19 protein-coding genes are annotated in these 25,324 nt (G+C 37.4%); 11 read left to right on the top strand and 8 right to left on the bottom strand.

Features of this window, described 5'->3' with window-relative positions:
* The first annotated feature begins 15 nt into the window (after positions 1 to 15).
* Positions 16 to 2,550 carry a phosphoenolpyruvate carboxylase gene (locus LIV57_RS05215; protein ID WP_227941727.1) on the top strand — a complete coding sequence of 845 codons (2,535 nt, stop codon included), beginning with the start codon at positions 16 to 18 and terminating at the stop codon, positions 2,548 to 2,550.
* A 207-nt stretch (positions 2,551 to 2,757) separates the two neighbouring features.
* Here LIV57_RS05215 and LIV57_RS05210 read toward each other — a convergent pair whose 3' ends face one another.
* Positions 2,758 to 3,642, bottom strand: a complete 885-nt coding sequence (locus tag LIV57_RS05210) for a S8/S53 family peptidase (protein WP_227941726.1) — start codon at positions 3,640 to 3,642, stop codon at positions 2,758 to 2,760.
* Positions 3,614 to 4,360, bottom strand: coding sequence for a hypothetical protein (locus LIV57_RS05205; protein ID WP_227941725.1), 747 nt, complete (start codon positions 4,358 to 4,360; stop codon positions 3,614 to 3,616). Before LIV57_RS05205 ends, LIV57_RS05210 begins: the two co-directional genes overlap by 29 nt.
* A gap of 88 nt (positions 4,361 to 4,448) precedes the next feature.
* Here LIV57_RS05205 and LIV57_RS05200 point away from each other — a divergent pair, with 88 nt between their 5' ends.
* The 4 genes from LIV57_RS05200 to LIV57_RS05185 all read left to right on the top strand — a co-directional run bounded on the left by LIV57_RS05200 (position 4,449) and on the right by LIV57_RS05185 (position 7,604).
* The gene (locus LIV57_RS05200) at positions 4,449 to 5,573 is read left to right on the top strand and encodes a DegT/DnrJ/EryC1/StrS family aminotransferase (RefSeq protein ID WP_110009332.1); all 1,125 of its coding nucleotides are present in this window, start codon (positions 4,449 to 4,451) and stop codon (positions 5,571 to 5,573) included.
* A gap of 3 nt (positions 5,574 to 5,576) precedes the next feature.
* Positions 5,577 to 5,987 carry a hypothetical protein gene (locus tag LIV57_RS05195; protein WP_227941724.1) on the top strand — a complete coding sequence of 137 codons (411 nt, stop codon included), beginning with the start codon at positions 5,577 to 5,579 and terminating at the stop codon, positions 5,985 to 5,987.
* A 9-nt stretch (positions 5,988 to 5,996) separates the two neighbouring features.
* Positions 5,997 to 7,019 carry a UDP-glucose 4-epimerase GalE gene (gene galE / locus LIV57_RS05190; RefSeq protein ID WP_227941723.1) on the top strand — a complete coding sequence of 341 codons (1,023 nt, stop codon included), beginning with the start codon at positions 5,997 to 5,999 and terminating at the stop codon, positions 7,017 to 7,019.
* 132 nt (positions 7,020 to 7,151) lie between these two features.
* Positions 7,152 to 7,604: an adenylyltransferase/cytidyltransferase family protein gene (locus tag LIV57_RS05185; RefSeq protein ID WP_110009329.1), complete on the top strand. Its 453-nt coding sequence runs from the start codon at positions 7,152 to 7,154 to the stop codon at positions 7,602 to 7,604.
* 45 nt (positions 7,605 to 7,649) lie between these two features.
* On the opposite strand, the gene LIV57_RS05180 is transcribed toward LIV57_RS05185, so the two are convergent.
* The 5 genes from LIV57_RS05180 to pnuC form a co-directional block, all read right to left on the bottom strand.
* Positions 7,650 to 10,259, bottom strand: a complete 2,610-nt coding sequence (locus tag LIV57_RS05180; protein ID WP_227941722.1) for a TonB-dependent receptor — start codon at positions 10,257 to 10,259, stop codon at positions 7,650 to 7,652.
* 132 nt (positions 10,260 to 10,391) lie between these two features.
* Complete coding sequence (mltG, locus tag LIV57_RS05175) at positions 10,392 to 11,417, bottom strand: endolytic transglycosylase MltG (protein WP_227941721.1); 1,026 nt, start codon at positions 11,415 to 11,417, stop codon at positions 10,392 to 10,394.
* Positions 11,418 to 11,446: 29 nt separating this feature from the next.
* The gene (gene dapF, locus LIV57_RS05170; protein ID WP_227941720.1) at positions 11,447 to 12,214 is read right to left on the bottom strand and encodes a diaminopimelate epimerase; all 768 of its coding nucleotides are present in this window, start codon (positions 12,212 to 12,214) and stop codon (positions 11,447 to 11,449) included.
* 89 nt (positions 12,215 to 12,303) lie between these two features.
* Positions 12,304 to 12,960: a hypothetical protein gene (locus LIV57_RS05165; protein ID WP_227941719.1), complete on the bottom strand. Its 657-nt coding sequence runs from the start codon at positions 12,958 to 12,960 to the stop codon at positions 12,304 to 12,306.
* A 4-nt stretch (positions 12,961 to 12,964) separates the two neighbouring features.
* A complete protein-coding gene (gene pnuC, locus LIV57_RS05160) occupies positions 12,965 to 13,639 on the bottom strand; it encodes a nicotinamide riboside transporter PnuC (protein WP_227941718.1) in 675 nt (224 codons plus the stop codon).
* 441 nt (positions 13,640 to 14,080) lie between these two features.
* Between pnuC and LIV57_RS05155 the strand changes: the two genes are divergently transcribed.
* The 3 genes from LIV57_RS05155 to hemN all read left to right on the top strand — a co-directional run bounded on the left by LIV57_RS05155 (position 14,081) and on the right by hemN (position 18,195).
* Positions 14,081 to 15,598 carry an amino acid permease gene (locus tag LIV57_RS05155; RefSeq protein ID WP_227941717.1) on the top strand — a complete coding sequence of 506 codons (1,518 nt, stop codon included), beginning with the start codon at positions 14,081 to 14,083 and terminating at the stop codon, positions 15,596 to 15,598.
* A gap of 48 nt (positions 15,599 to 15,646) precedes the next feature.
* Complete coding sequence (locus LIV57_RS05150; protein ID WP_227941716.1) at positions 15,647 to 16,660, top strand: WD40/YVTN/BNR-like repeat-containing protein; 1,014 nt, start codon at positions 15,647 to 15,649, stop codon at positions 16,658 to 16,660.
* A 176-nt stretch (positions 16,661 to 16,836) separates the two neighbouring features.
* A complete protein-coding gene (hemN, locus tag LIV57_RS05145) occupies positions 16,837 to 18,195 on the top strand; it encodes an oxygen-independent coproporphyrinogen III oxidase (protein WP_227941714.1) in 1,359 nt (452 codons plus the stop codon).
* Positions 18,196 to 18,481: 286 nt separating this feature from the next.
* On the opposite strand, the gene LIV57_RS05140 is transcribed toward hemN, so the two are convergent.
* Entirely contained in the window at positions 18,482 to 19,852 is a 1,371-nt protein-coding gene (locus tag LIV57_RS05140; protein WP_227941713.1) for a PQQ-dependent sugar dehydrogenase, read from the bottom strand.
* 216 nt (positions 19,853 to 20,068) lie between these two features.
* Between LIV57_RS05140 and secD the strand changes: the two genes are divergently transcribed.
* The 3 genes from secD to LIV57_RS05125 all read left to right on the top strand — a co-directional run bounded on the left by secD (position 20,069) and on the right by LIV57_RS05125 (position 25,321).
* Entirely contained in the window at positions 20,069 to 22,978 is a 2,910-nt protein-coding gene (gene secD / locus LIV57_RS05135) for a protein translocase subunit SecD (protein ID WP_227941712.1), read from the top strand.
* A 188-nt stretch (positions 22,979 to 23,166) separates the two neighbouring features.
* Positions 23,167 to 24,426: a TCR/Tet family MFS transporter gene (locus tag LIV57_RS05130; protein WP_110011131.1), complete on the top strand. Its 1,260-nt coding sequence runs from the start codon at positions 23,167 to 23,169 to the stop codon at positions 24,424 to 24,426.
* A gap of 91 nt (positions 24,427 to 24,517) precedes the next feature.
* Positions 24,518 to 25,321, top strand: a complete 804-nt coding sequence (locus tag LIV57_RS05125; RefSeq protein ID WP_227941711.1) for an arylamine N-acetyltransferase family protein — start codon at positions 24,518 to 24,520, stop codon at positions 25,319 to 25,321.
* Positions 25,322 to 25,324 lie beyond the last annotated feature (3 nt).

Raw genomic sequence — 25,324 nt, 5'->3', positions numbered from 1 at the left:
CTTACATTTGTTAGTATGATACATGACCAACGCGCAGAAAAATTCAGGCAGATTGTGGAAAATAAGTTCCAGATCTATAATTCATTATTTATGAGCCTGCCTTATGATAAAATGACGAATATCGGAATGCTGCTTCCATTTCTTTATGAGGAAAGCAGGACCGGCTATGAAGCAGGAAAAACTCCTGAAAATATCGTCGAAGAATTTTTTAAAAACCATACAGATCTCCAGACGGAAGAGCAGAAACTGGAATTGCTTTTCAAGATCATACAATATATAGAAAGACAGGTCGTTTTGTTTGACAGTATTGAGGATGCTGCATTTCCCAACCTTCATTCTGAAAGTGATAATGGAACAGTAACCAATCTTTTTGAACGTTCTTTTCAGGATCATAAAATTGAAAAAGTACGCGAGAAATTAAAAGACTTTAGCGTTAAGGTCGTATTTACGGCACACCCGACCCAGTTTTATCCTAGTTCGGTACAAAGAATTATTCAGGATTTGAGAGGGGCCATTACCAGTGATTCGGTTACCCAGATTGATATGCTTCTTCAACAGCTGGGCAAGACTCCTTTTGTCAATAAAGAAAAACCGACTCCGATAGATGAAGCGCTGAGTATTATTTCTTACCTGAGATATGTATATTATGATACCATTGGGGAATTGTTTACGAAGATCAAAAAGACTTTCGGAAATGGCCATTTTCATCTTCATGAAGATATTATCCAGCTTGGTTTCTGGCCGGGAGGAGACAGGGACGGAAATCCTTTTGTAACAGCGGATGTAACGAAAAGAGTAGCGGAAGAACTTCGTTCAGCGATTCTGAAATCATACTACAGCCATTTGAAATTTATCAGGAGAAGATTGAGTTTCAGAGGTGTTTCTGAAGTCTTAACCCAATTAAGTGAAGAATTGTATGCAGCCATTTTTGACGGAAAGAGCATTAAAGCAGAAGATATTTTAAACAAAGCTGCTGAGGCAGAAAAAATACTGATCAACGAGCATAACTCTTTGTTTTTAGATCTTTTGGTGAATTTCAGGGATCGTGTGATGATCTTCGGAACTCACTTTGCTACGCTGGATATCCGCCAGGACAGCAGAATTCATCAGAAAGTTATTGATGAGGTTTATGCAAAAGTATACGGAAATGAAGACGCTGATTATGAACAGAAATTCAATAAGCTTATTCAGACTTCAGAAACGGTAGCTGCTGAAGATTTTGAAGACATTGTAAAAGATACTTTGTTAACGGTTTCACAGGTTAAGGATATCCAGCATCTGAACGGATTAAGAGGAATGAACCGCTATATTATTTCCAATTCTGACGCGGTAAAAGATGTTATGAATGTATATGCCTTCTTTAAAATCTGCGGTTATAAGGATGAAGCGATCAATATGGATATTGTTCCGCTTTTTGAAACCATGGAAGGGCTTGCCAATGCAGAAAATGTAATGAATGAGCTGTATCATAATCCTGTTTATAAAAAGCATCTTGAAAAAAGAGGAAATCAGCAGACGATCATGCTCGGATTCTCTGATGGAACCAAAGACGGAGGTTATTTAAAAGCCAACTGGGAAATTTATAAAGCCAAAGAAGTACTGACAAAACTTTCCGAGCAGAATAATATCAAAGTCGTATTTTTCGATGGCAGAGGAGGACCGCCGGCAAGAGGAGGTGGAAAAACCCACGACTTCTATGCTTCCCAGGGAAAAACGATTGCCAATAATAAGATTGAATTAACCATTCAGGGGCAGACCATTACCAGTATTTTTGGAAACAAAGAGCAGGCAAAATACAACTTTGAACAGCTTCTGACCGCTGGTGTTGAAAATGATGTATTCAAAAATTCAAAAAAAGAACTTACAGAAAAAGAAAGAGCTTTGATTATTGAGTTGGCGGATATCAGCTATAAAAAATATTCGGATCTGAAAGCGCACCCTATGTTTGTTCCCTATCTGCAGGAAATGAGTACGCTTGAATATTACGGAAAAACGAATATCGGAAGCCGGCCTTCAAAAAGAGGAAACGGAAGCGAACTGAAATTTGAAGATCTGAGAGCCATCCCGTTTGTAGGATCGTGGTCACAACTGAAGCAAAACGTACCTGGGTTCTTCGGTTTTGGATATGCGATGCAAAAGATGAAAGAACAGGGTAGATTTGAAGAAGTAAGAGAGCTGTATAAAGGTTCAGATTTCTTTAAGACTTTAGTTCTGAACTCCATGATGAGTATGAACAAGTCTTACTTCCCATTGACTTACTATATCAAAAATAATCCGAAGTTCGGTGCTTTCTGGAATGTCCTTTTTGATGAATATGAGCTTTCCAGAGACATTATGCTGGAACTGACAGGATTTAAAATGCTTCAGGAAGAAGACCCGCTTTCCAGAAAATCGGTGAAGATCCGTGAAAAGATCGTCCTTCCATTGCTAAGTATCCAGCAGTATGCGTTGATGAAAATTCAGAAAGGGGAAGGGAACAAAGAAGCTTATGAAAAGCTGGTGACCCGTTCTTTATTTGGGAATATTAATGCCAGCAGAAATTCGGCATAAGCTATTTTTAAAATGAGAATGATCATAACGAAATGATAATCAATATCAATAGAAACGGGCTTTAGCCCGTTTTTTTATTATAAACCATTCAATGAGCTTTAGTTCAAATTTATGTTGTAGTAAGACCCAAAATAGTAATATATCTCCCACAGATTGCACAGATGTTTATGTTGTAATCAATCTGTACAATCTGAGGGAAATAAAAAATTACTCCTTTAAGAATTTTTCGTAGAAAACCTTGTCCTTCATCTGAATCTTCAGATAATAAGTTCCTTTGGAAAAATCTTCCACTTTTATAGATTTCTGGTTGTTGCTTTTCCTGATGAGTCTTCCAAGGTTATCATATATTTCTAACGATTCCACTTCTAGCTCTGATGCAATATTCAGGATGCTTTTTGCAGGATTCGGGAATATGGAGAACCTGTCTTTTTTTACAGTCTCAGAGGTATTCAGAACGAGATTATATAAACTTCCGAAATTAAGAATACCATATCCCATCTGATCGGTATGGGCAGGATATAGTGAAGCCGTTTGTCTCAGCTTTGCTCTCATCTGCTCTCTGTTCATCGCTGGAAATGCCTGAATAAGACATGCAACACCGCCGGCAGCAATAGGAGTAGCAATTGAAGTTCCATTCACGATTAAGGTAGCATTATCATAAACGGTTGTCGTACCGGTTCCCTGGGTGCTTCCGTCCGGTTTTACCACTCCGAGAGCATTGGGTCCGAAAGAAGAAAAAGCTGAAGCGTTTCCGGCTGAATCTACAGATCCGATAGAAAATACTTTAGCGTTATCAGCCGGTGTCATAAGGTAATGCCACGGCTGTTGTCCGGCGTTACCGGCAGCGGCAAGAACAAAAATACCTTTTTCAGCCGCAATACCAGCTCCGCGGGCAATGAAGGATGTGTTACCATCCATATTGGCATATGTATAATTGTAGCGGCTTTCGTCAAAAACATTGTATCCCAATGATGAGGTGATAATGTCAACCCCTTTACGGTCTGCTTCCTCAGCTGCTTCAATCCAGTATAGCTCTTCTTCGGGAATTTCTACCGCCGCATTTTCACTGCGGTAAAGATAAAAAATCAGCATCCGGTGCTGCTCCTACAAAAACATTCTGCAGATATCCTCCTATAACTCCTAACACGACAGAGCCATGTGTGCTGAGTGAAGTATTATAAATATCTCCTGTTTTGGTTACAAAATCATAAGAGGCTTTGATGTGATTGTTGGTCCATAATCTTGCAAAAGCAGTTCCTGTATTCACCGTTGGGAATCCGGCATCAATTACCGCAATGGAAACTCCTGTGCCTGTATAGCCTGCCAGATGAAGCGGCCGGATATTGACCTGATCAATTTGTCCGGCCCCTGAACCATAATTGAAGTTAGTAAGTGTTTTATTGATACCTGCATCGTCTTTCCATTTTCCCGGTGCTGTTTTCACGGTAGTAGAACTGTTTCTGGCAAAACTTTCAACAGATAAAACATAAGATTGAGCCTGTAATAAAGTTTTTTGTGCCGGAGTAGCATTTACCGCAGCTCCGTTAAGCCATTTTGAATAATCTGTCACAACAAATCCCAGGTTTTGAAGATTCTGAAGATAAGACTGTTCAATAGGGGCGTCCTGGTCATTAAGCGGAATTCCCAGCGCAGTGCGTCTGCTAAGTGATTTCTGGCTGAGTTCTGACAGCGGATTTGCATAAAAAGCAGCTTTATTAGGCTTATCCGTGAAGTAAACAAAAACAAGCTCCGTTTGTGCGAAAACGGTTAGGTAACCTGTTAGGAAACAAAAGAGTAAAAGTTTTTTCATAAAATTTATTTGTATAAAGATAAAAACAAAATCAATAAAATTTTTGATAGGATTTTAAATTCCTTATTTTTACAGAAATATTTAGTATATGAAAAAAATTCAGATGGTTGATTTGCAAAGTCAGTATTACAAAATAAAGAATGATGTAGACAATGCAGTTTTGAATGTAATGGATTCTGCGGCATTTATTAACGGTCCTGAAGTAAAGTCTTTCCAGAATGAATTGGAGTCTTATTTAGACGTAAAACATGTGATTCCGTGTGCCAATGGTACAGATGCATTACAGATTGCCCTGATGGCTTTGGACCTGAAAGAAGGAGACGAAATTATCACGGCTGATTTTACTTTTGCTGCAACAGTAGAAGTAATTCATTTGCTTAAATTAAAGTCTGTATTGGTAGATGTAGATTATGATACATTCACAATCTCTACAGAACAAATTAAAAAAGCAATTACGCCCAAAACAAAAGCAATTATTCCGGTACACATTTTCGGACAGTGTGCCAATATGGAAGAAATTTTAAAAATTGCTGAAGAACATAATTTATATGTTATTGAAGATAATGCCCAGGCAATCGGTTCAGAATATACTTTCTCCGACGGAACAGTAAAACAGGCAGGAACAATGGCAACAGTGGGAACAACTTCTTTCTTTCCTTCCAAAAACCTGGGATGCTACGGAGACGGGGGTGCTATTTTTACCAATAATGATGAATTAGCTCACCGTTTAAGAGGAATTGTAAACCACGGAATGTATGAAAGATATTACCATGACGAGGTAGGGGTAAACTCACGTCTGGACAGCATTCAGGCAGCAGTTTTAAGAAAAAAACTTCCTCATCTGGACTCTTACAACGAAGCAAGAAGAAAAGCAGCAGATTTCTATGATGAAGCATTTGCTGGTCACCCGGATATCCTGACTCCAAAAAGAGCGGAAAACTCTACTCACGTATTCCACCAGTATACGTTAAGAATTCTGAACGGAAAGCGTAATGAGCTTCAGAAGTTTTTATCAGAAAAAGATATTCCTGCAATGATCTATTATCCTGTAGCATTAAGAAAGCAAAAAGCATACTTTCAGGAAAGTAATGCTGCAGATTTTGTGAATACAGATAAGCTTTTGGATCAGGTAATTTCTTTACCGATGCATACGGAATTAGACGAAGAGCAGCTGAAGTATATTACGGATGCAGTGCTTGAGTTTATGGGATAATTAATGAAAAGAAAGATATTTAAATATAAGCTGGTATACTATATAGCGGTAATAACCAGCTTACTACTTTTTATAATATCTGCATTTTGGATTCTTGAAATATTTAATGACTTTAACCTATATAAAACATTATTTATTGTTATTTCGTTAGTTATTAATGCATTTGCATTTGTTAATCTGATTGAAAAATATGATAAAGCAATTTTGTTTCTAAATCTCAGTTTATTACTATCCATAATTCTTTTAGGTTATCCTTTATTGTTTGGATTTTTAAACGGATATTCTGTTTTAGAACATTTTACTTTTAGATTTTTAATCATATTTATATTGTGTTTATTAATTGTAAATGTATTTAAGGTGAAAAAAAATGACGGAGTAAAAGAAATAGAACACATAGGAAAAAGCGAAGATTAAAAAATAAAAATGGCAATACTTGTTACCGGCGGACTTGGATATATTGGTTCTCACACAGTGGTAGAACTTATTAATAACGGCTTTGAAGTGGTTATTGTTGATGATTTATCCAATACGGAAAGGTTTATTTTAAATAATATTGAGGAAATTACGGGTAAGAAACCTGTTTTTTATCCTTTTGATCTGAGAAGAAAAGAGCTTCTTACTCAGGTTTTTGATGCTCACCAGATTGATGGTTGTATCAATTTTGCTGCCTCTAAAGCAGTAGGAGAGAGTCAGATCATACCTGTAGACTATTATGAGAATAATCTGTTTTCCTTGATTAATATTCTTCAGGAATTTAAAACAAGAAAGATCTCCAACTTTATTTTCAGCTCATCATGTACGGTATACGGACAGGCAGATGTGATGCCGATCGATGAAAATACTCCGTTGAAAACCCCTGAAAGTGTCTATGGGAAAACAAAACAAATGGGCGAACAGATCCTTATTGATTTTGCCAAAGCCTATCAAAGTAAAATATCACTGTTAAGGTATTTTAATCCAATCGGAGCACATCCTTCCGGAAAGCTGGGTGAATTGCCAATCGGGATTCCTAATAATTTAGTGCCTTATGTAATGCAGACGGCTTCAGGAGTGCGTGAGAAACTGAATATCTGGGGCGATGATTACCCTACAGAGGATGGAACTGCTGTTCGTGATTATATCTATGTTGTTGACCTGGCAAAAGCGCACGTTGCAGCATTAAAGAAGCTGATAGAAGATTCTTCATCTGATGCGGTGATTGATACCTACAACCTGGGAACAGGAAAAGGCTCATCCGTACTGGAAGTAGTAAAAGCATTTGAAAAAGCCAATAATGTAGAAGTGCCATATCAGATCTGTGCAAGAAGAGAAGGGGATATTACTATAGCGTATGCCAACCCCGGAAAAGCAGAGAAAGAACTCAACTGGAAGTCTGAAACGTCTCTGGAAGAGGCTTTGAGGACAGTTTGGGAGTGGCAGAAATATCTGAACACCAGAAATTCGTAAATTAGCATTGAGAAATAATTGCATCAAAACAACAATTTAAACAATCATAAAACAAATTACAAAACATTTTACTGAAGAGTAAGTGTTATCCTAAAAACATTGAATTCAGTGAAGCTTTAATTTTAAATTAGTATGAAGACACAGAGAATAGGTATTACATTTTCGTCATTTGACTTATTACATGCGGGTCACATCAAAATGCTTGAAGAAGCTAAAACTGTATGTGACTATTTAATCGTCGGACTTCAAATTGATCCGTCCCACGACCGTCCTACTAAAAATAAGCCAAGCCAGACTATTGTTGAAAGATATATTCAACTGAAAGCTGTGAATGCTGTGGATGAGATCATTCCTTATTACACGGAAGAAGACCTTTTGGATATTCTTAAATCATTTGTAATTGATGTAAGAATCATAGGAGATGATTATATGGACAAAGACTTTACAGGTAAAAAATACTGTGAAGAAAAAGGAATTGAAATTTTTTTCAACAAGAGAGACCATAGGTTTTCCACCAGTGATCTGAGAAGAAGGATCTATGAAGCTGAAAAAGAAAAATATTCGAAAGCAGAACCTGTAAAATAACAGAAATAAAAAATCCCGAAAGTAACTTTCGGGATTTTTGTTGTATTACATTGGGCCGCCTTGCTGGTCATCACCTGTTGCATTGGAATTGATGTCCTTTTTCTTTTTAGGCTGTTCAATTCTCTCTCCCTGCTTAAATCTGTAAGTTAAGGAAATAGCAAACTGTCTTGGCTGCCACTGCATATAGTTTCTTCGTGTATAATCATCATTGAAACTGAATACTTCTCTGCTTCTTGTATTGAATATATCCTGGATATTGAAGGAAATTGTTCCGTCTCCTTTCCAGATTGTCTTGGAGGCACCAAGATTCAGAGCATACATATCCTCTGTATTCTGGCTGGCCGTTTTCTGTGCTCCTCTATAGAATCCCTGTAATTGTACACTTAAAGTTTTGTCAAGTTTAAATGTTGTATTAAGACGGGCTCTGGTAGAAAATCCGTTTCCTGTGAAATCCATACTGCGGGTTTGCTGCAGCTTATTTTTATCAATGGCATCATAATAAGCAATTCCACTTGTTTTATATCCGAACATATCCAGACTTCCCATGATTTTCAACCATGCAAAAGGATCATAAGTAAAGTTCAGATCCAAACCATAACGGTCATCATTTCCTAAGTTGATTGGTTTTGTATAAAATACACCCAGGCTTTCATCAGGTCTGTATACCAGCATTTTGGTATCATCAGTGGCGTGTCTGTAGTATAGGGTAGGATTAACCGTAAATTTTTTTCTGGTAATATTATATCCTACTTCAAATGAATCTACGTACGATGGATTCAGGTCTATGTTTCCTTCAAAAATATTCTGGCTGTTGCTGTAATTCGGGAAAGGAACCATAAAGAATGACCTTGGTCTGTCTATTCTACGGGAATAATTAAGCAAAATCTGATTATTTTTAGATACGTCATAGCTTAAGAATACACTTGGAAATAAATTGTTGTAGTTCTTTGTTTTATTTAATTGCGGATCATTAGGATTTTGATTGATGTAATTGATCTTTACATTGGAAAGTTCATCTCTTAAGCCTAGCTGATAAGCAAATTTTTCTCCGATTTTACTCTTAAATTGCAGATAGAAAGCATTGAAGACTTCTTTATAATCTGTATTGTTATTGTAGCTTGGAATAAAAGGATTGTTGGAAGTACTGCTTACAAAATTATCGTAAGTATTATCATTCACATCCAGTCTGTATCCTGCTTCAAGCTTGGATTGTTCTCCTATTGGCAGCTCATAGTCAGCTTTACCAATAATGGTTTTACTTAGTGAATATCTTCTGGTAATATCCTGTACATCAGGACGAAGATCGTAAGTTTCCAGAATATCCGCATTATTGTTACTTCTGTTTCTTTGCAGACTTAATGATACAGATAAATTTTGCCCGTTATCATCAAATTTGTGATCTAATCCCAGATCTCCCTGGAAAGCAAGGTTATTGAAGACACTTTTAGAATCTCTCCTTCCATACGGATTTAATAAATTCCATTTTCCTGCTGTAGTACTTGGATCCGGTGAATCTCTGAAAAACCTGTAAAAACTGTCATACGTATCAAGAAGTTCATTTCCGTCTCCCTCAAATGTTCTCACCAATCCTGTAAAATTGATTGAAGTCTTATCAGATAAATCATAGACAAAACCTGCACTTACGTTATAATTTTTATTATACGTTTTATTCTCGGAGTTTTGTAATTGATGTTCAAGAACATCATTAGGCTGCTGGAAAGGAATCACATTGGGAAATGTGAGATTGTGATAGGTTGTTTCCGAATTATTCTTCGTTTTGTTTTCCGTGTAACCACCGCCACCATTCAGGAACCAGGTCCAGTTGTTTTTTCTCCAGCTAAGGTTCGTGTTAAGGGATGTTCTTGGAAAATATCCCAGTGACCCTACCACACTACCATTAAATCCTACCTTTTTGTTCTTTTTAAGGATGATATTCAGGATACCGGATGTTCCGCTTGCTTCAAATTTAGAAGAAGGATTGGTAATTACTTCAATTCTTTCAATCTGGTCAGCGGGAATACTCTGCAATGCATTAGCTCCGTCATCTATCCCAAGAAGGGCAGAAGGCTTTCCATTGATCAGAAACTTTACATTGGTACTTCCTCTCATCGAAACTGTTCCGTCCGTATCCACAGACACTGAAGGAACATTGGTTAAAACATCCTGAAGATTTCCTCCTTTGCTCACAATGTCCTGTGAAGGATCATATGTTTTCTTGTCAAGCTCTACTTTATAAGGTTTTGCTGCTGAAGCAGTAATAACAACACCCTGAATTTCTTTTGTTTTGCCATCAACCGTAGAAGAGGGCTCTGCTTCAATAGATAATGCACCGATATTACCTGCTGTTGCAATATTTTTGCTGACTACACTTTTTTTGTAATCAATGGCTTCTACTGTAATTTCGTAATCGCCGGGCATAAGTTGCAGCTGATACTGTCCTTTTTCATCAGTCAGTACGGCATCACTTAAAGTTTTGTTGGCCTTATTGCTGAAAGTTACAGAAGCGTAAGGAACCGGTTGATTTTTCTTGTTGACAATGATTCCTGAAACTCCAGCCTTCTCCTGTGCAAAAGCCATTGCTGCCGCTGAAAGTACTAATGTAAGTCCTAAAGTTTTTCTGGTGAAAATAGTGACAATTTCTGTCTTATTCTTCATAGGTTATTTTTTTGTATAAGATCGTGAAAGAATAACCCTTAATATTTTGAATATCCATATCAATTTGATAGCCAAAACATTATGGTTGTTTATTGTTTTCTAACTGTATAAGTTTCCTGGTGCTTTCTAAGCTTATTTTATATTTTTTGAGTTGAGCCAATCCTGATAAGCCTTCGCATTTACAGTGTGTTCTTCTGCACTTGCCGTAAACTTGTGGTATCCGAATCTTGCCGGATCAGCACACATAAATATATAATTGTTGTTTTCAGCATTTAAAACAGCATCTATTGAGTTTTTATCCACTACACAGATGGGGCCCGGAGGAATACCTGCATTGGCATAAGTGTTATAAGGTGAAGGTGTCGATAAATGCTTATATAATACTCTTTTTATGGGTTCTTTAAAATTGGTCTGTTTATTAATCGCATAGATCACCGTAGGATCGGACTGAAGCTTCATTCCTTTTCTGTAACGGTTTAAATATAATCCTGCAATAGTTTTCATTTCATCCTTTTTCCCTCCTGATTCTTTATAAACAATGGAAGCCAAAGCATAAATCTGATCTCTTGTAAGCCCGGACTGCTGCTCCTTATTCTTTCTTTCACTCGTCCAGAAATCATTATACTGATTTTCGAACTTCGCAAAAAATTCTCTCGGACTTACTGTCCAGAAAAAATTATACGTATCGATGAAAAAATATTTTTTTAAATCTTCAACATTTTTATAGCCTTTCTCCTGTGCCACGGCATCCAGATCATTCACAAAATGTAATGAATCAATTTCCGTTTTTTTGGTCACCTTACCAATCATCTGATACATATCTCCAAAATCCCCGATTCTGTAAGAGTTGGCTGTCTGGTTACCTGCTTTGATCATATTGACAAGGTTTTTGTTGCCTGTTCCGCTCTGGATGTGATAACGTCCTGCTTTGAAATTGGTATCAAGACCTTTTTCTTTAGCCACAGCTTCAAAAGATTCCCTGTCTTTAATATAAGGAGCAATAGAATCCAGGATCTGTTTAAAACCTGCTCTATGAGGAATCAGAACATAACCATCTTTTTCTACGTTGTTTCCTAAATATTTATTATAAAATCTCAAACCAAAAAATCCTGCCACTACAAAAACCAGCAGAATGATAATGAGAATAGCTTTTTTCATTCTTAAATGTTGATTAAAAGTTTTTTGTTTTAAAGAAGATCTGTTTTACCTCTAAAAACTTGCTTTGCAGGACCTTCCAGCCAAATATTCTGGAATGCATCACCGCTTTTTTCAGCATATACCTTAAGGTTTCCGCCTAAAGTTTTAACTTTTACAGAGGTTAGATTATGTTTTTGCAGAAAAGTTAAAGCGGAAGCTGTAACTCCTGTTCCACAACTGTAAGTTTCGTCCTCAACGCCTCGTTCATAGGTTCTTACAAAAATTTCATTATCTGAAATTTTTTCTACAAAGTTCACATTGATTCCTTTTTCTTTATATTTTTCAGAATTTCTGATGCCATATCCTTCGTCATAAACGTCATAATCTTTCAGATTGTCTACATATTTTACGTAGTGTGGAGATCCGGTATTCAGCACAAAGTCATTTCCGTCCTGTAAAACGGTGTCTACATTAATCATTTTTAATTTGATGATTCCGTTATGGATTTCAGCTTCATGTTCACCATCTGTCGCAATGAATTTGCATTTGTCTTCAAAGATGTCAAGGAAAAAAGCAAAAGCGACAAGGCATCTTCCTCCGTTTCCACACATCGTACTTTCTCCGCCATCAGAATTGTAGTACACCATTTTGAAATCATAATGAGGATCGTTTTCCAATAGAATAAGACCGTCAGCACCTATTCCGAAACGTCTGTCGCATAATTTTTCAATACTGTCTTTATCTTTGGTAAACTGCAGATCCCGGTTGTCTACCATTACAAAATCATTCCCTGTTCCCTGATATTTATAAAATTCCATATTTTTTTGTTAAATGAAGAAGCAAAATTACTATATTTAAAATAAAAAACGAACAGTGTTAGCTGTTCGTTTTCTTATTTATAATCGTTTTATCTAAAGCCGCCTCCGCCGCTCTGCTGTCTGTTTGAACTGCTGCTTTGGCTGCCTGAGCTATTCCTGAATCCGCCACCAGAGGATTGTGATCTGTTGCTTTCAGAATTTCTGAAACCGCTATTATTCTGGCTGTTCTGATTACTGCTGTTTTGATTTCTGAATCCACTGTTACTGTTGGAATTTCTGAAACCACTGTTGTTCTGATTTCCCTGATTGTTTTGATAACCACTATTCTGGTTTCTGAATCCGCTGTTGCTGTTGGAGTTTCTGTTGTTATTAAATCCTCCGTTATTATTGTATGAACCGTTACTGTTCGTTGTACGCGTATTCTGGAATCCGTTTTGAGGTCTCGAAGATGAAGAAGATCTTCTTTCTACGTAAACTTTTCTTCTTGAGTTATTATAGCTATCATAGTAATAAGGAATACCATTATCATAGTAATAATTAATATTGTTTCTATAATAGTAGCCGTCATTACCCCAATATCCGCCACTTCCGTAATATCCTGACGGAGCATAGTAATATCCGTTGTTATAATACGGATCTCCATACCCATAGCTTCCGTTGCTTCCGTATCCGTCGGTATATGCTAAACAAGAGGTTAAACTGGTAATAGCAAAAATACTGAATGCTATTTTAAATAAATTTTTCATGACTTTATTGTAATTGTATTTTTTTTAAAAAACTTTTTTGCCAATTGGCGTATCCTATTATCGCCATTATAGTAAATACCAAATATTGAACCGAAGTGATTCCAAGTCCCTTAAAAATCATCATAGGGATGCAAATCAAATCTCCGATAATCCAGAAAATCCAGCTCTCAATGCGCTGTTTGGCCATCAACCACATGCCCACTAAAAATATTGAAGTTGTGAATACATCCATCCAGTTGGCCCAATCCAGATGATACAATCCAAAACTGGTTCCTTCCATCGAAAACTGATTATCAATATAAGGTTTATAATAATAGATAAGGGTAACAAGAGCCAGGCTCAGTATAAAAAGGATGCTGGCATAGATCCATTCCTTTCTGGTGGCCCAGCTAACATCGACGTGAATATGATCATCAGAATTTTTTGCCCATAAAATCCATCCGTAGATACTCATTACAGTATAATAAACGTTGATCAGGCAGTCTCCGAGTAAGCCGAAGTTGAAAAGAATATAAACATAGATCAGCGTAGAAACAATACCGGTAGGGTATACCCAGATATTTTTTTTAATCGAAAAATAAACACTCAGAGTTCCAAGGACGGCGCCCGACGTTTCCAGCATAATCTGTAAAGTATCATAACCTTCATAAGGCTTTATGAAAAGATCATATAAATTCATAGTATCAAAAATAAAGAAATTTTGCTTTTAAGAAGTTTCCTGTTATTTATTAATAATAAAGTTCTGGTAAAGTTTCCGGCTTTTTGAAAAATCAACGGGGAAGTGATACCTAATCAGGAAATCTATTTTTTCTGATTCTAAAGCAATTGTCAGATCATCATCAAATCGCTGTAGTTTTTTAACTATAAACGTCATTATTTATCCTTACAAATATTTTTTTTATAAAACTACGGATTACGGCATATTTGTATTATTACTGACTTCCTGATTTTGTGGATCAAAATCAGAACAGGAAAACTTCATGTCTGTAGAATACTATGAATAAGGTGCTGGTCAGGTTTTTAAAGTCTTTAATGTAAAATAAATGATGAAATTTTAACGATTAACGTGAGAGTTTCTAAATTTTTTATATTTTCGTAAATCCTTAATAAATAAAAAAACATGTCGAAAATTTGGGTTAAAAAGCCACTAAGTGCCTATGAGGCAGATATGAAGAAAAGTGAGCTGAAAAAAGTCCTTGGTAAATGGAGTTTAACAGCAATTGGAGTAGGTGCTATCATCGGTGGTGGAATCTTTGTTCTTACCGGAACAGGAGCCTATTATCATGCAGGGCCAGCACTTGCAATTTCCTTTATCATCGCAGGGATCGCCTGCGTTTTTGCTGCATTATGCTATGCAGAGTTTGCATCCATTATTCCTGTAGAGGGTTCAGCATATGCCTACGCGTACGGAACTGTAGGAGAAATTTTTGCATGGGCCATGGGATGGTGTCTCATCCTCGAGTATGCCATGGCCAGTATGGCCGTTTCCGTGAGCTGGTCCGGATATTTTAATAAATTTTTGAAGATTTTTAATATTCACCTACCTTCCTATCTGACTTCAGATCCCGCAAGTTATACCGGAGACGGATTTTCAATGAACCTGCCTGCATTTATTCTTGTTCTTCTGATTACTGCATTATTGGTAAAAGGGACTAAAGAAGCAGCAGGAGCAAATAACCTGATCGTTTTAATGAAAACTTCAGCTGTTATCTTTGTAATTATCGCCGGAGTATATATCATTTTCTCTAATACAGATCTTTATAACGCTGTAGATGGGGTTAAAAACTGGAAGCCTTTTATTCCGGATCCGATAAAGATCAAGAATTCCGAGGGCGATATGGTCTCGGCATATGGTATTAAAGGGATCATTTCCGGAGCAGCAGCTATTTTCTTTGCTTATATCGGTTTTGATGCTGTTTCTACACAGGCTGGAGAAGCTATTAACCCTAAAAAAGATGTACCTTTCGCTATCATCGCTTCACTATTGATCTGTACAGCTTTATATATCTGTGTATCTCTTGTATTGACAGGGATGATGCATTATACAGACTTTAATCCTGAAGGAAGATATCCGGATGCCATCAAAGCACCTGTTGCGTATGCTTTTGAAATTGCAGGAAAGCACTGGGCGAGTAATATCGTAACGATTGCTGCTACTGTAGGGTTGATTTCTGTTGTAATGGTAATGATGATGGGGCAGTCCAGAATCTTCATCGGTATGGCAAAAGACGGCTTGATTCCTAAATTCTTCGGACAGCTTCACCCAAAAACAAAAACACCTTACAAAGGAATTATCCTGTTGGGAATTGTAGTAGCTTTAATCGCTGCATTTACACCAATTTCTACATTGGCAGATATGACAAGTTTCGGAACCCTGTTTGCATTTACACTGGTTTGTATCGCAGTTTGGGTGATGAGAAAGAAAGAACCTAACCTGATCAGACCTTTCAAAGTTCCTGCTTATAAAATCGTAGTGGCATTAGGAGTAATTATCAACCTATATTTGATTTTTAACCTAAGTGCCCATGCATTGGAACTTTCTGCAGTATGGTTATTCTTAGGAGGTTTGGTATACTTCCTTTACGGAAAATCAAACAGTAAGCTTAATAACCCTGAAAAATATCAGAATCAGGATTAATAATAATATAAACCGCTTCGGCGGTTTTTTTTGTCCCAATATCAGTATATGAAAAAACTTTTTTCCATTTTATTTTTGTCCGCTGGACTTACAGCGTTTTCCCAGCAGGTGGAAAGCCTTGAAACCATTCTTAACGATAAAATCAGTATCAGGGCTCTTGAACTATATGACAACAAAGTCTGGTACAGCGGTACGGATTCCAAATTCGGGTTTGTAGATCTTAAAGACTATAAAAACCAGAAACAGATCAGGCTGTCTGAGGAAAAACTTCAGTTCAGAACATTAGCGCAGGACAAAACATCTTTTTATGCAATCAACATTGAAAGTCCTGCACGTTTTTTCAAAATTGATAAAAAAGATCTGAAAGCACAGGTGATTTTTAAAGATACTGCAAAAACTGCTTTTTATGATGCTTTGCATTTCGTGAATGATAAACTTGGCTATACCTTCAGTGACGCAGAAAAAGATCACCTGCTGAAACTGGCAGTGTATAAGGATGGGAAATGGAACATGTTTAAAAATACTGTAACGTTAAATGATGGCGAAGCTGCTTTTGCTGCCAGCAATACCAATATTTCATCCTCTAAAAAATACTTATGGATTGCGACTGGAGGAAAAGCTTCAAGAATCTTAAGAATGAACCTGAAAGATGAAAAAATAGAAGTATTCAACACTCCAATCATACAAGGAGAATCTTCTCAGGGAATGTATTCCATTGATTTTTTTGAAGACCGTTTCGGAATAGCAGCAGGAGGAGATTATACCAAACAGGATGCTAATATCAATAATATCGCAACCACAATTGATGCCGGCGAGACCTGGCAGATTCAGGCTTCAGGGCAGAACGCAGGATATACAACCTGTGTGAAAATTAAACCGGGATCAAAAGGAAAAGAAATCATTGCAGTAGGAGATAAGCATATCAGCTATTCCTCAGATTTTGGGAAGACCTGGAAAAAGATTTCTGATGAAAAAGGCTTCTTTGTCTGCCAATGGATTGATAGGAATAATATTGTTCTTGCAGGAAATAGCAAAATTGCCGTCATGAAATTAAAATTTTAAATATCAGGAATAGAATTTATCACTATTGGCCAAAAGCCTGATCATACGTATTTAGACTCATTATAAAATAGAACCTAATATAATTCATAGGTTAAAATTCATAACTAATGGTTAATTTTGTAAGATGAATTTTAATTATGTTAAATTTCATACCCTTATAAAATTTAATTTTCACAATGAACTCTTTAATAGATAAGTATAATATTCCCGGACCGCGTTACACTTCTTATCCTACCGTTCCGTATTGGGATGAGTCAACATTTTCACCGGAAAAATGGAAGGAAACCGTAATCAGGTCTTTTCATGAAAGCAATGCAGAGGAGGGAATTTCTATTTATATCCATTTGCCTTTCTGTGAGGCATTGTGTACATTTTGTGCATGCCATAAGCGTATCACCAAACAGCACAGTGTTGAAGTTCCTTATCTTGAAAGTGTTTTAAAAGAATGGAAATTATATCTTGATCTTTTCAATGAAAGACCTAAACTGAAAGAACTACACCTTGGAGGAGGAACACCCACGTTCTTCTCACCTGAAAATTTAAGAACATTGCTGGAAGGTATCTTTTCATCAGTGGATATTGCAGAGCATCCTGAATTTTCTTTCGAGGGACATCCAAACAATACGACGAAAGAACATCTTCAGACTTTATACGACCTTGGTTTCAGAAGAGTGAGCTTTGGAGTTCAGGATTACGATCCTAAAGTTCAGAAAGCCATCAACAGAATCCAGCCTTTTGAAAATGTGAAAAACGTTACAGAATGGGCAAAGGAAATAGGGTACAGAGGAATCAGTCATGACCTGGTTTTCGGATTGCCACACCAGAATTGGGAAGCAATGGAACATACCATCAGAAAAACAATGGAACTGAAGCCGGACAGGTTAGCATTCTATTCTTACGCCCATGTTCCATGGGTGAAAGGTGTCGGACAAAGAGGATTTGATGAAAATGACCTCCCAAGCGGTGAAGAAAAACGCCGTTTGTATGAAGATGGGAAAAAGCTTCTTCAGGATTTAGGATATATTGAGGTTGGGATGGATCACTTCTCTCTTGAGCATGATGATCTGTATCAGTCTCTGATTCATAAAAAACTTCACAGAAACTTCATGGGATATACATCAAGCAAAACCCAGCTGATGGTAGGACTTGGGATGTCTGCTATTTCAGATTCATGGTATGCTTTTGCCCAGAATGTAAAAACAGTTGAGGAATACCAGAAAATGGTTGAAGAAGGTGAAATTCCTGTGGTAAAAGGACATGTACTGAGTAAAGAGGATCTTACGGTAAGAAGACATATTCTGAATCTGATGTGCCAGCTTGAAACCACTTTTGATATCAACAACTCTTTCCCTGAGCTTGAAAATGCACTGGAAATGCTGAAAGAGATGGAAAATGACGGTTTGGTTGAAATCAATGGAACTGAAGTTAAAATTACAGAAGCCGGAAGAGCATTCACAAGGAATGTAGCCATGGTTTTTGACCTGAGAATGATGAGAAATAAACCTGAAACAAGGATTTTCTCCATGACAATATAAGCAAAAGCGGTTCAGTTCTGAACCGCTTTTTTATTGACTTATGGGCTTATTTTGAACTTGTTTAAACTTTCAAGAAATATCCAATGTTTTTTGATAGTTTAAACAACTCCTTTATTTAAAAATAATTAAACGCAAGGTTGGCAAAGATTTTATAATGCCGATTTATTTTTTTGCTCGCAAAGCCGCTCTGCTTAGTAATATTTTTGCTTAGTGAAACCCATTTGCAATCCTTTTTTATAGAATGTAAAAACCTTAGCGTTTCGTTTGCGTTTACAACCAGCTACTACTATTTGATAATCAATTTCTGACTATATGATTTCAGTTCCCCGGATTTCAGATTAATATAATACACTCCGGCAGGAACCCCTGAAATATTAATTCCTTTGCCATTAATAATCTGATCCGTTTCCATCACTTTTCTTCCCTCTACACTGATGATTTCCAGGGTTGCTTTTTTATCTTTCACCCCATCAATGAAAACTTCTTTTGAAGCCGGATTAGGATAAACTTTTATATTTCCAAAAGCATTATTTTCTTGGGTTCCCAAAGTACCAGTGGTTATTTTAAAAATCTTTCCACTGTTTACGGCAGCTACGTACAATCCTTTTTGGTAGTCTTCTCCGAAAGTGGAAAAGTTATTTCCGGAATAAGGAGTTGTCCATGTGATGGCATTATTGCTATCCAGAATTCCGATCTGGGTAGAGCAGTAATCGGCAAAAAAATATTTTCCCTGAAGTGACGGATACTGCGTTCCTCTGTAGACATAACCACCCGTGATGGAACATTTGCCACCGGAATGGTCGTATACGGCAACAGGGAAGGTCATGGTGGACTGTGCGGCACATCCTGCAGTATTGTACGCATTATTCCCTTCATAACATCGCCAGCCGTAGTTTAAGCCACCCTGGGTAATAGGCATTTTATTGATTTCCTCTATTGCTCCCTGTCCGACATCAGCAATCATGGCGTTTCCTGTTGTAAGATCAAACGAAAACTTCCATGCGTTTCTGAGCCCGTAAGCCCAGATCTCGTCTGCACCATCCACTCCGGCTCCTGCAAAAGGATTGTCAGGAGGAATGTTATAGGGGCCTGTAGCATCTACATCTATTCTCAACATTTTCCCCAGCAGTGAATTTTTGTTTTGAGCATTGTTATTCGGGTCACCACCGCTTCCTCCGTCTCCGGTGATAATCCAGAGTTTTCCGTCAGGGGCAAAATGGATACTTCCTCCATTGTGATTGTCGAATGGCTTGGGAATGTTCAGCAGAATTTTTTCAGAAGCGGGATCCGCTACATCCGGATTTGTTGAACTTACGCTGTATCTTGCAACAATAATATTCCCAGAAGGGTTGTTGTAGTACACAAAAAAATACCCGTTAGCAGAGTATTGAGGATGAAATGCAAGACCTAGAAGACCTCTTTCGCCGCCAAAAATAATCTTTGTTCCGATATTGAGGAAATTGGTAGCGTTAATTGTCCCATTGGGTTGAATAATTTTAATGATACCGTTCTGTTGAACCACAAAAAGACGGCTGTCATTGGCATTCGTAATCTCTACAGGACTCGTCAGTCCTGTGGCAAATTCTTCCAAATTAATGCTTTGAGAATTAACAATTAAGGAAGAAAAAATACTGATGCAAAAAAGTAATTTTTTCATAATATTTTGAGAGTTAGTGTGTTGGAAAAGTAAATGAAAATTTTATACCAATCGATTTTGAAGACTTCATTATAATCGTATGAAAAAATTGTTAAATCTTAAATAGAAATCACCACACCAATATATCTGGAAATAAACCATTTCTGTTGTTAAAAATTCATAAAATACAAGAAAATCATTATATTTGCCGACTTAATTTAACGTAGTTATAACAAAATGCAAGGAAAAGGACTTATTACAATTGTCGCTATTGTACTAGGGTTGATTTGCTTAAACGAGCTATTACCAACATGGTACGCCAGCAAAATTGAAAAGCAGGCGACTGCTTTTGCAGGAGACAATCCGGAGAAGTATCAGAAAGAAATCGCAAGACTTTCTAAGGATACTTTGAACTTAGGATTCACAAAACTTTATTACACTAAAGCCAAAGACAAGGAAATGAAACTTGGTCTTGACCTGAAAGGAGGGATCAACGTTCTTTTGGAAATTAACCAAAGAGATCTTGTGAATGATTTAACCAATTATTCTACAAATCCTATCCTTATTGAGGCTTTAAACAAAACTGATGAAGCACAGAAGAATTCTACTAAACCTTACATCGACAACTTCTTCGAGCAGTTCGATGTAATTAACAAAGCTAAAGGTACCAACCTGAAGTTGGCAGATCCGGAAATTTTCGGAAATACAACGCTTACTGAAGTGAAGTACAACACTCCTGATGATCAGGTAAAAAGCATTGTTAAAAGAAAAATCGATGCATCTGTAGGAACCGCTTTCGAGGTAATCAGAACGAGAATTGACAAGCTTGGAGCGATCCAGCCAAACGTTCAGAGAGTACCTGGTACTGCGAGAATTTCTGTAGAAATGCCTGGTATGAAGGACATCGATAAAGTGAAGAAAATGCTTCAGACTTCTGCAAAACTTCAATTCTGGGAAGTACAGCAGGTTCCTGAAATTGCGCCTTATTTCCAGACTTTGACAACTATGGTTGCTACAAAAGGAGATTCTATGGGAGTGGCAAAGAATGTGAACTTCATGAGCCTTTTACAGCTTGACAAATTAAGAACGAATGGTGTTGCCAACGTAAAATTATCCGATACTGCTGTTGTAAACAAAATCTTAAACAGCAAAGTAGGTCAGTCTTTACGTCCGGCTAACATTAAATATACACAGTTCATGTGGGGTTACAAGCCTGAAGCTACCGATACTGAAAGTTTAGTATTGTATGCGATCAGAGGTAACATCAACCAAAAAGCTCCGGTAGACGGTGCTGTTGAAACTGCAAACATCGGCTACGATGAACTAAGCAGAGTAGTGGTAGATATGCAGATGGACTCTAAAGGAGCTAAAGAATGGAAAACATTAACCGAGAAAAACGTTGGAAAACCAGTTGCTGTAACTCTTGATAACAGAGTATACACAGCTCCTAACGTTGTTAATGCTATCCCTAACGGTAGAACCCAGATCTCCGGTAACTTCTCTCAGGAAGAAGCTAAAGAACTGGTAGACGTGTTAGGTGCCGGTAAATTGCCTGCAGGTGCAAAAGTAGTTCAGGCTACGGTTGTAGGTCCATCTTTAGGACAGGAGGCTATTGATTCTGGATTAATGTCGTTCATCATTGCATTTGCGATTATCATTGTTTATATCATTTTCTACTACGGTGGAGCTGGGGTTTACGCGGTAATTGCGATGGTGATCAACTTATTCTATATTTTCGGTATTATGGATTCGGGAGACTTTACGCTTACGCTTCCAGGTATCGCAGGTATCGTTCTTACGATGGCAGTGGCGGTCGATACGAACGTTATCATTTACGAAAGAACCAAAGAAGAATTATTCGCCGGGAAAAGTATTCTTGAAGCTTACAAAGATGGTTTCAAACATGCATTAAACGCGATTATTGACGGTCACACTACGACTTTCCTAACGGCAGTTGTATTGTTCTTCTTCGGAACAGGACCTATCAAAGGTTTTGCATTGACGTTGATGATCGGTATCTTAATGACATTGTTTACATCTGTATTGCTTTCAAGAGTAATGATCTTCTCAAGATTAAATAAAGGAAAAGGACTTTCTGTATGGACTCCGGCAACGAAGAACCTGTTCAGAAATACCTGGATCGATTTCATCGGAAAGAGAAAATATGCTTACATCATTTCTGCTGTTCTTACAGTTGTATGTATTATTTCTATCGCAACACACGGTTTCAAATACGGTATCGACTTTACCGGTGGTAGAAACTATGTCGTTAGATTTGATAAAGATGTAAAAGCTGAAGATGTTGAAGAAAAATTAGTAGCATTATTTAAAACTGAAGATGGTAAAAACTCTTCTGTAGAAGCTAAAACTTTCGGAAACAACAAACAATTAAAGATCTCTACAGATTACCTTATCGAAGATGAATCTTTAAAAGCTGACCAGATTATCGAACAGAAATTATTTGAAGGTTTAAAATCAAACTTACCGGCAGGAACGACATTGAAAGATTTCAAATCTGCTGATAAAGACCATGCAGGAATTATTTCTTCCGAGAAAGTAGGACCTTCTGTGGCTGATGATATTCAAACTCACGGTATCTATGCGGTATTAGCGGCATTAGCAATGATCTTCATCTATATTCTTGTAAGATTTAGAAAATGGCAGTTCTCTCTTGGAGCGGTTGCTGCACTATTCCACGATGCGGTAATTATTTTGGGAGCCTATTCATTGCTTCACAAATATATGCCGTTCAACATGGAGATCAACCAGGATTTCATCGCTGCAATTCTTACTGTATTAGGTTACTCAATCAACGATACGGTAATTATCTTCGACAGAATCAGAGAATACCTGAGAGAGAAAAAATCTTTAACATTGGCAGGTCTGTTTGATGACTCTATTTCAAGCACATTGGGTAGAACATTCAACACCTCATTCACTACGATTCTGGTGATCCTTGCGATCTTCATTTTCGGTGGAGATAACTTGAGAGGATTTATGTTTGCGATGTTAATCGGTATTGGATTCGGTACTTACTCATCCATCTTTATTGCGTCTGCAATTGCTTACGACTTCCTTAAAACAGGAAAAGAAGAAGAGGTACATGGAAAATCCACTTCTGCTAAAGAAGAACTTGCTTCAAAGTAATACAAACTACAATAAATTAGTAAGGGCCGTTTCGAAAGAGACGGCCTTTTTTTAAAAGTTAAAGTCAGAAATATCAAGATCAGCTATTCATGATCATGTTGGCTTTACAATTTTTTAGTATTCATATTAACTATTCATATCATAATTTAGAATCATTATTTTTCAGATTTGATTAATTTTGCACCATCATGGAAAATTCAAAGAAAAAAGCAGCTATAGGCTTCATATTTATTACTTTACTGATCGATATTACAGGATGGGGGATCATCATTCCTGTTGTTCCCAAATTAATAGAGGAACTTATTCATGCAGATATTAGTGAAGCCGCAAAATATGGTGGCTGGCTCGGATTTGCCTATGCATTTACCCAATTTATATTCTCTCCGTTAGTCGGAAACCTCAGTGATAAATACGGACGAAGACCCATCATTCTGATCTCTCTTTTCGGATTTGCAGTAGATTATATTTTCCTTGCATTGGCTCCCACGATCTGGTGGCTGTTTTTAGGAAGAATCATTGCAGGGATCACAGGAGCAAGTGTCACTACGGCCAGTGCTTATATTGCCGATATTTCCACTGATGAAGACCGTGCCAAGAATTTTGGACTGATAGGGGCAGCCTTTGGTCTTGGATTTATCATTGGGCCGGTTCTGGGTGGAGTTCTCGGGCATTACGGAGCAAGAGTACCTTTCTATGCTGCGGCAGGCCTATGCTTACTTAATTTCCTTTACGGTTATTTTATCCTTCCCGAAAGTCTTGATAAAGATAAAAGAAGAGAATTTGATTGGAAACGTGCCAACCCTATTGGTTCATTTAAGTTTTTAGGCAAGCACCCTGAAATTTCAGGTTTGATTGTTTCTTTGATATTGATCTATATTGCAGGCCATGCGGTACAGAGTAACTGGAGCTTCTTTACGATGTATAAGTTCAGCTGGACAGAAAGAATGGTAGGAATCTCATTGGGAGTAGTAGGTTTGCTGGTAGGTCTTGTACAGGGCGGGCTTATCAGATATACAACGCCAAGGCTGGGAGAGCAGAAAAGCATTTATTACGGACTGGCTTTCTATGCTGTAGGAATGCTGTTGTTTGCCTTTGCTTCAGAAGGCTGGATGATGTTTGTATTTCTGGTGCCTTACTGCTTAGGCGGAATCTGTGGGCCGGCTTTACAGTCTGTTATCACGAAAAGTGTTCCTTCCAACGAACAGGGAGAACTTCAGGGAGCGTTAACGAGCTTAATGAGTGCTACATCCATTATCGGACCTCCGATGATGACGAACTTGTTTTACTATTTCACGCATGATGAAGCACCGTTCAAATTTTCCGGTGCGCCTTTCTTTTTAGCATTTATTTTAATGGCAGTCAGTGTCGTGATTACGTATTCTGCTTTTCAGAAAAAAAATAAAAATTTAGTTGATGTAACCTCGGAAAAGGATTTTCATAAGTCATAGGTCTATTGATGAGCTATAATTGATTTTCGGGTTATATTATTCAATAATTTTACAAGTCTTTTTTATTTATTTTGAAACAAAAAACCAAATTATGAATACATCAGATCTGGAAAAGTATTTGGAACGGATTCATTTCTCCGGAACTCCGGAATTGAGCATGGAAACACTGAAAAGGATTCATCAGCTTCATCCGAAACATATACCCTTTGAGAATATTGACCCTTATACGGGGACTGTTCCTTCTTTAAAGTTAAATGATGTTTTCAGAAAACTGGTGATCGAATCCAGAGGCGGATATTGCTATGAACAAAACCTGCTTTTAAGTGAAGTTTTGAAAACACTAGGTTTCAATGTAAAGCTTCAGCTTGGAAGGGTAGTGTGGGGAAGAGAGGAAGACAGTATGGCGGCGCAGACTCATCTCTTGCTTATTGTGGATCTTGATGGTGATCAATATGTAGTGGATTGCGGATTTGGAACAGCTACGCTTACTTCACCCATACTTTTAAATAAAGAAGATCAGCAGCAAACGCCCAACGGAATATTTAAAATTTCCCACAAGGAAGAAACCTATACACTCTGGATGTGGAAAGAGCAGTGGCTTCCGGTGTACCGGTTTATTCCTGAGCATGTAGAACTTATTGATCTGGATATTTCCAACTGGTATCTGTCTACCCATCCGGATTCCCATTTTAAAAACAGACTGATTCTTTCAAAAGTAGATGAAAATGCCCGCTATACCTATACGGATCATGTGCTGAATATACGCTCCGGCGATGGTGAAAAAGAAGCTGTAACAATAGAAAATGATGTACAGCTTTATGAAATACTGATGAATACTTTTGGCCTTAAAGAAAATGCAATAGAAGCATTGAAATCTAAAGTCAGAATCTGGTAGAAC

This window comes from Chryseobacterium sp. X308, assembly GCF_020733145.1.
In the GTDB taxonomy this organism is placed as follows: domain Bacteria; phylum Bacteroidota; class Bacteroidia; order Flavobacteriales; family Weeksellaceae; genus Chryseobacterium; species Chryseobacterium cupriresistens.
The sequence above is the reverse complement of the archived record's forward strand: the minus strand, read 5'-3'. Positions and strand labels throughout refer to the sequence as shown.

Bases quoted from the DNA above. Each gene is read 5' to 3' on its own strand.
- LIV57_RS05215 (WP_227941727.1), top strand. From the start codon at position 16: ATGATACATGACCAACGCGCAGAAAAATTCAGGCAGATTGTGGAAAAT.
- LIV57_RS05210 (WP_227941726.1), bottom strand. From the start codon at position 3,642: ATGCTGATTTTTTATCTTTACCGCAGTGAAAATGCGGCGGTAGAAATT.
- LIV57_RS05205 (WP_227941725.1), bottom strand. From the start codon at position 4,360: ATGAAAAAACTTTTACTCTTTTGTTTCCTAACAGGTTACCTAACCGTT.
- LIV57_RS05200 (WP_110009332.1), top strand. From the start codon at position 4,449: ATGAAAAAAATTCAGATGGTTGATTTGCAAAGTCAGTATTACAAAATA.
- LIV57_RS05195 (WP_227941724.1), top strand. From the start codon at position 5,577: ATGAAAAGAAAGATATTTAAATATAAGCTGGTATACTATATAGCGGTA.
- galE (WP_227941723.1), top strand. From the start codon at position 5,997: ATGGCAATACTTGTTACCGGCGGACTTGGATATATTGGTTCTCACACA.
- LIV57_RS05185 (WP_110009329.1), top strand. From the start codon at position 7,152: ATGAAGACACAGAGAATAGGTATTACATTTTCGTCATTTGACTTATTA.
- LIV57_RS05180 (WP_227941722.1), bottom strand. From the start codon at position 10,259: ATGAAGAATAAGACAGAAATTGTCACTATTTTCACCAGAAAAACTTTA.
- mltG (WP_227941721.1), bottom strand. From the start codon at position 11,417: ATGAAAAAAGCTATTCTCATTATCATTCTGCTGGTTTTTGTAGTGGCA.
- dapF (WP_227941720.1), bottom strand. From the start codon at position 12,214: ATGGAATTTTATAAATATCAGGGAACAGGGAATGATTTTGTAATGGTA.
- LIV57_RS05165 (WP_227941719.1), bottom strand. From the start codon at position 12,960: ATGAAAAATTTATTTAAAATAGCATTCAGTATTTTTGCTATTACCAGT.
- pnuC (WP_227941718.1), bottom strand. From the start codon at position 13,639: ATGAATTTATATGATCTTTTCATAAAGCCTTATGAAGGTTATGATACT.
- LIV57_RS05155 (WP_227941717.1), top strand. From the start codon at position 14,081: ATGTCGAAAATTTGGGTTAAAAAGCCACTAAGTGCCTATGAGGCAGAT.
- LIV57_RS05150 (WP_227941716.1), top strand. From the start codon at position 15,647: ATGAAAAAACTTTTTTCCATTTTATTTTTGTCCGCTGGACTTACAGCG.
- hemN (WP_227941714.1), top strand. From the start codon at position 16,837: ATGAACTCTTTAATAGATAAGTATAATATTCCCGGACCGCGTTACACT.
- LIV57_RS05140 (WP_227941713.1), bottom strand. From the start codon at position 19,852: ATGAAAAAATTACTTTTTTGCATCAGTATTTTTTCTTCCTTAATTGTT.
- secD (WP_227941712.1), top strand. From the start codon at position 20,069: ATGCAAGGAAAAGGACTTATTACAATTGTCGCTATTGTACTAGGGTTG.
- LIV57_RS05130 (WP_110011131.1), top strand. From the start codon at position 23,167: ATGGAAAATTCAAAGAAAAAAGCAGCTATAGGCTTCATATTTATTACT.
- LIV57_RS05125 (WP_227941711.1), top strand. From the start codon at position 24,518: ATGAATACATCAGATCTGGAAAAGTATTTGGAACGGATTCATTTCTCC.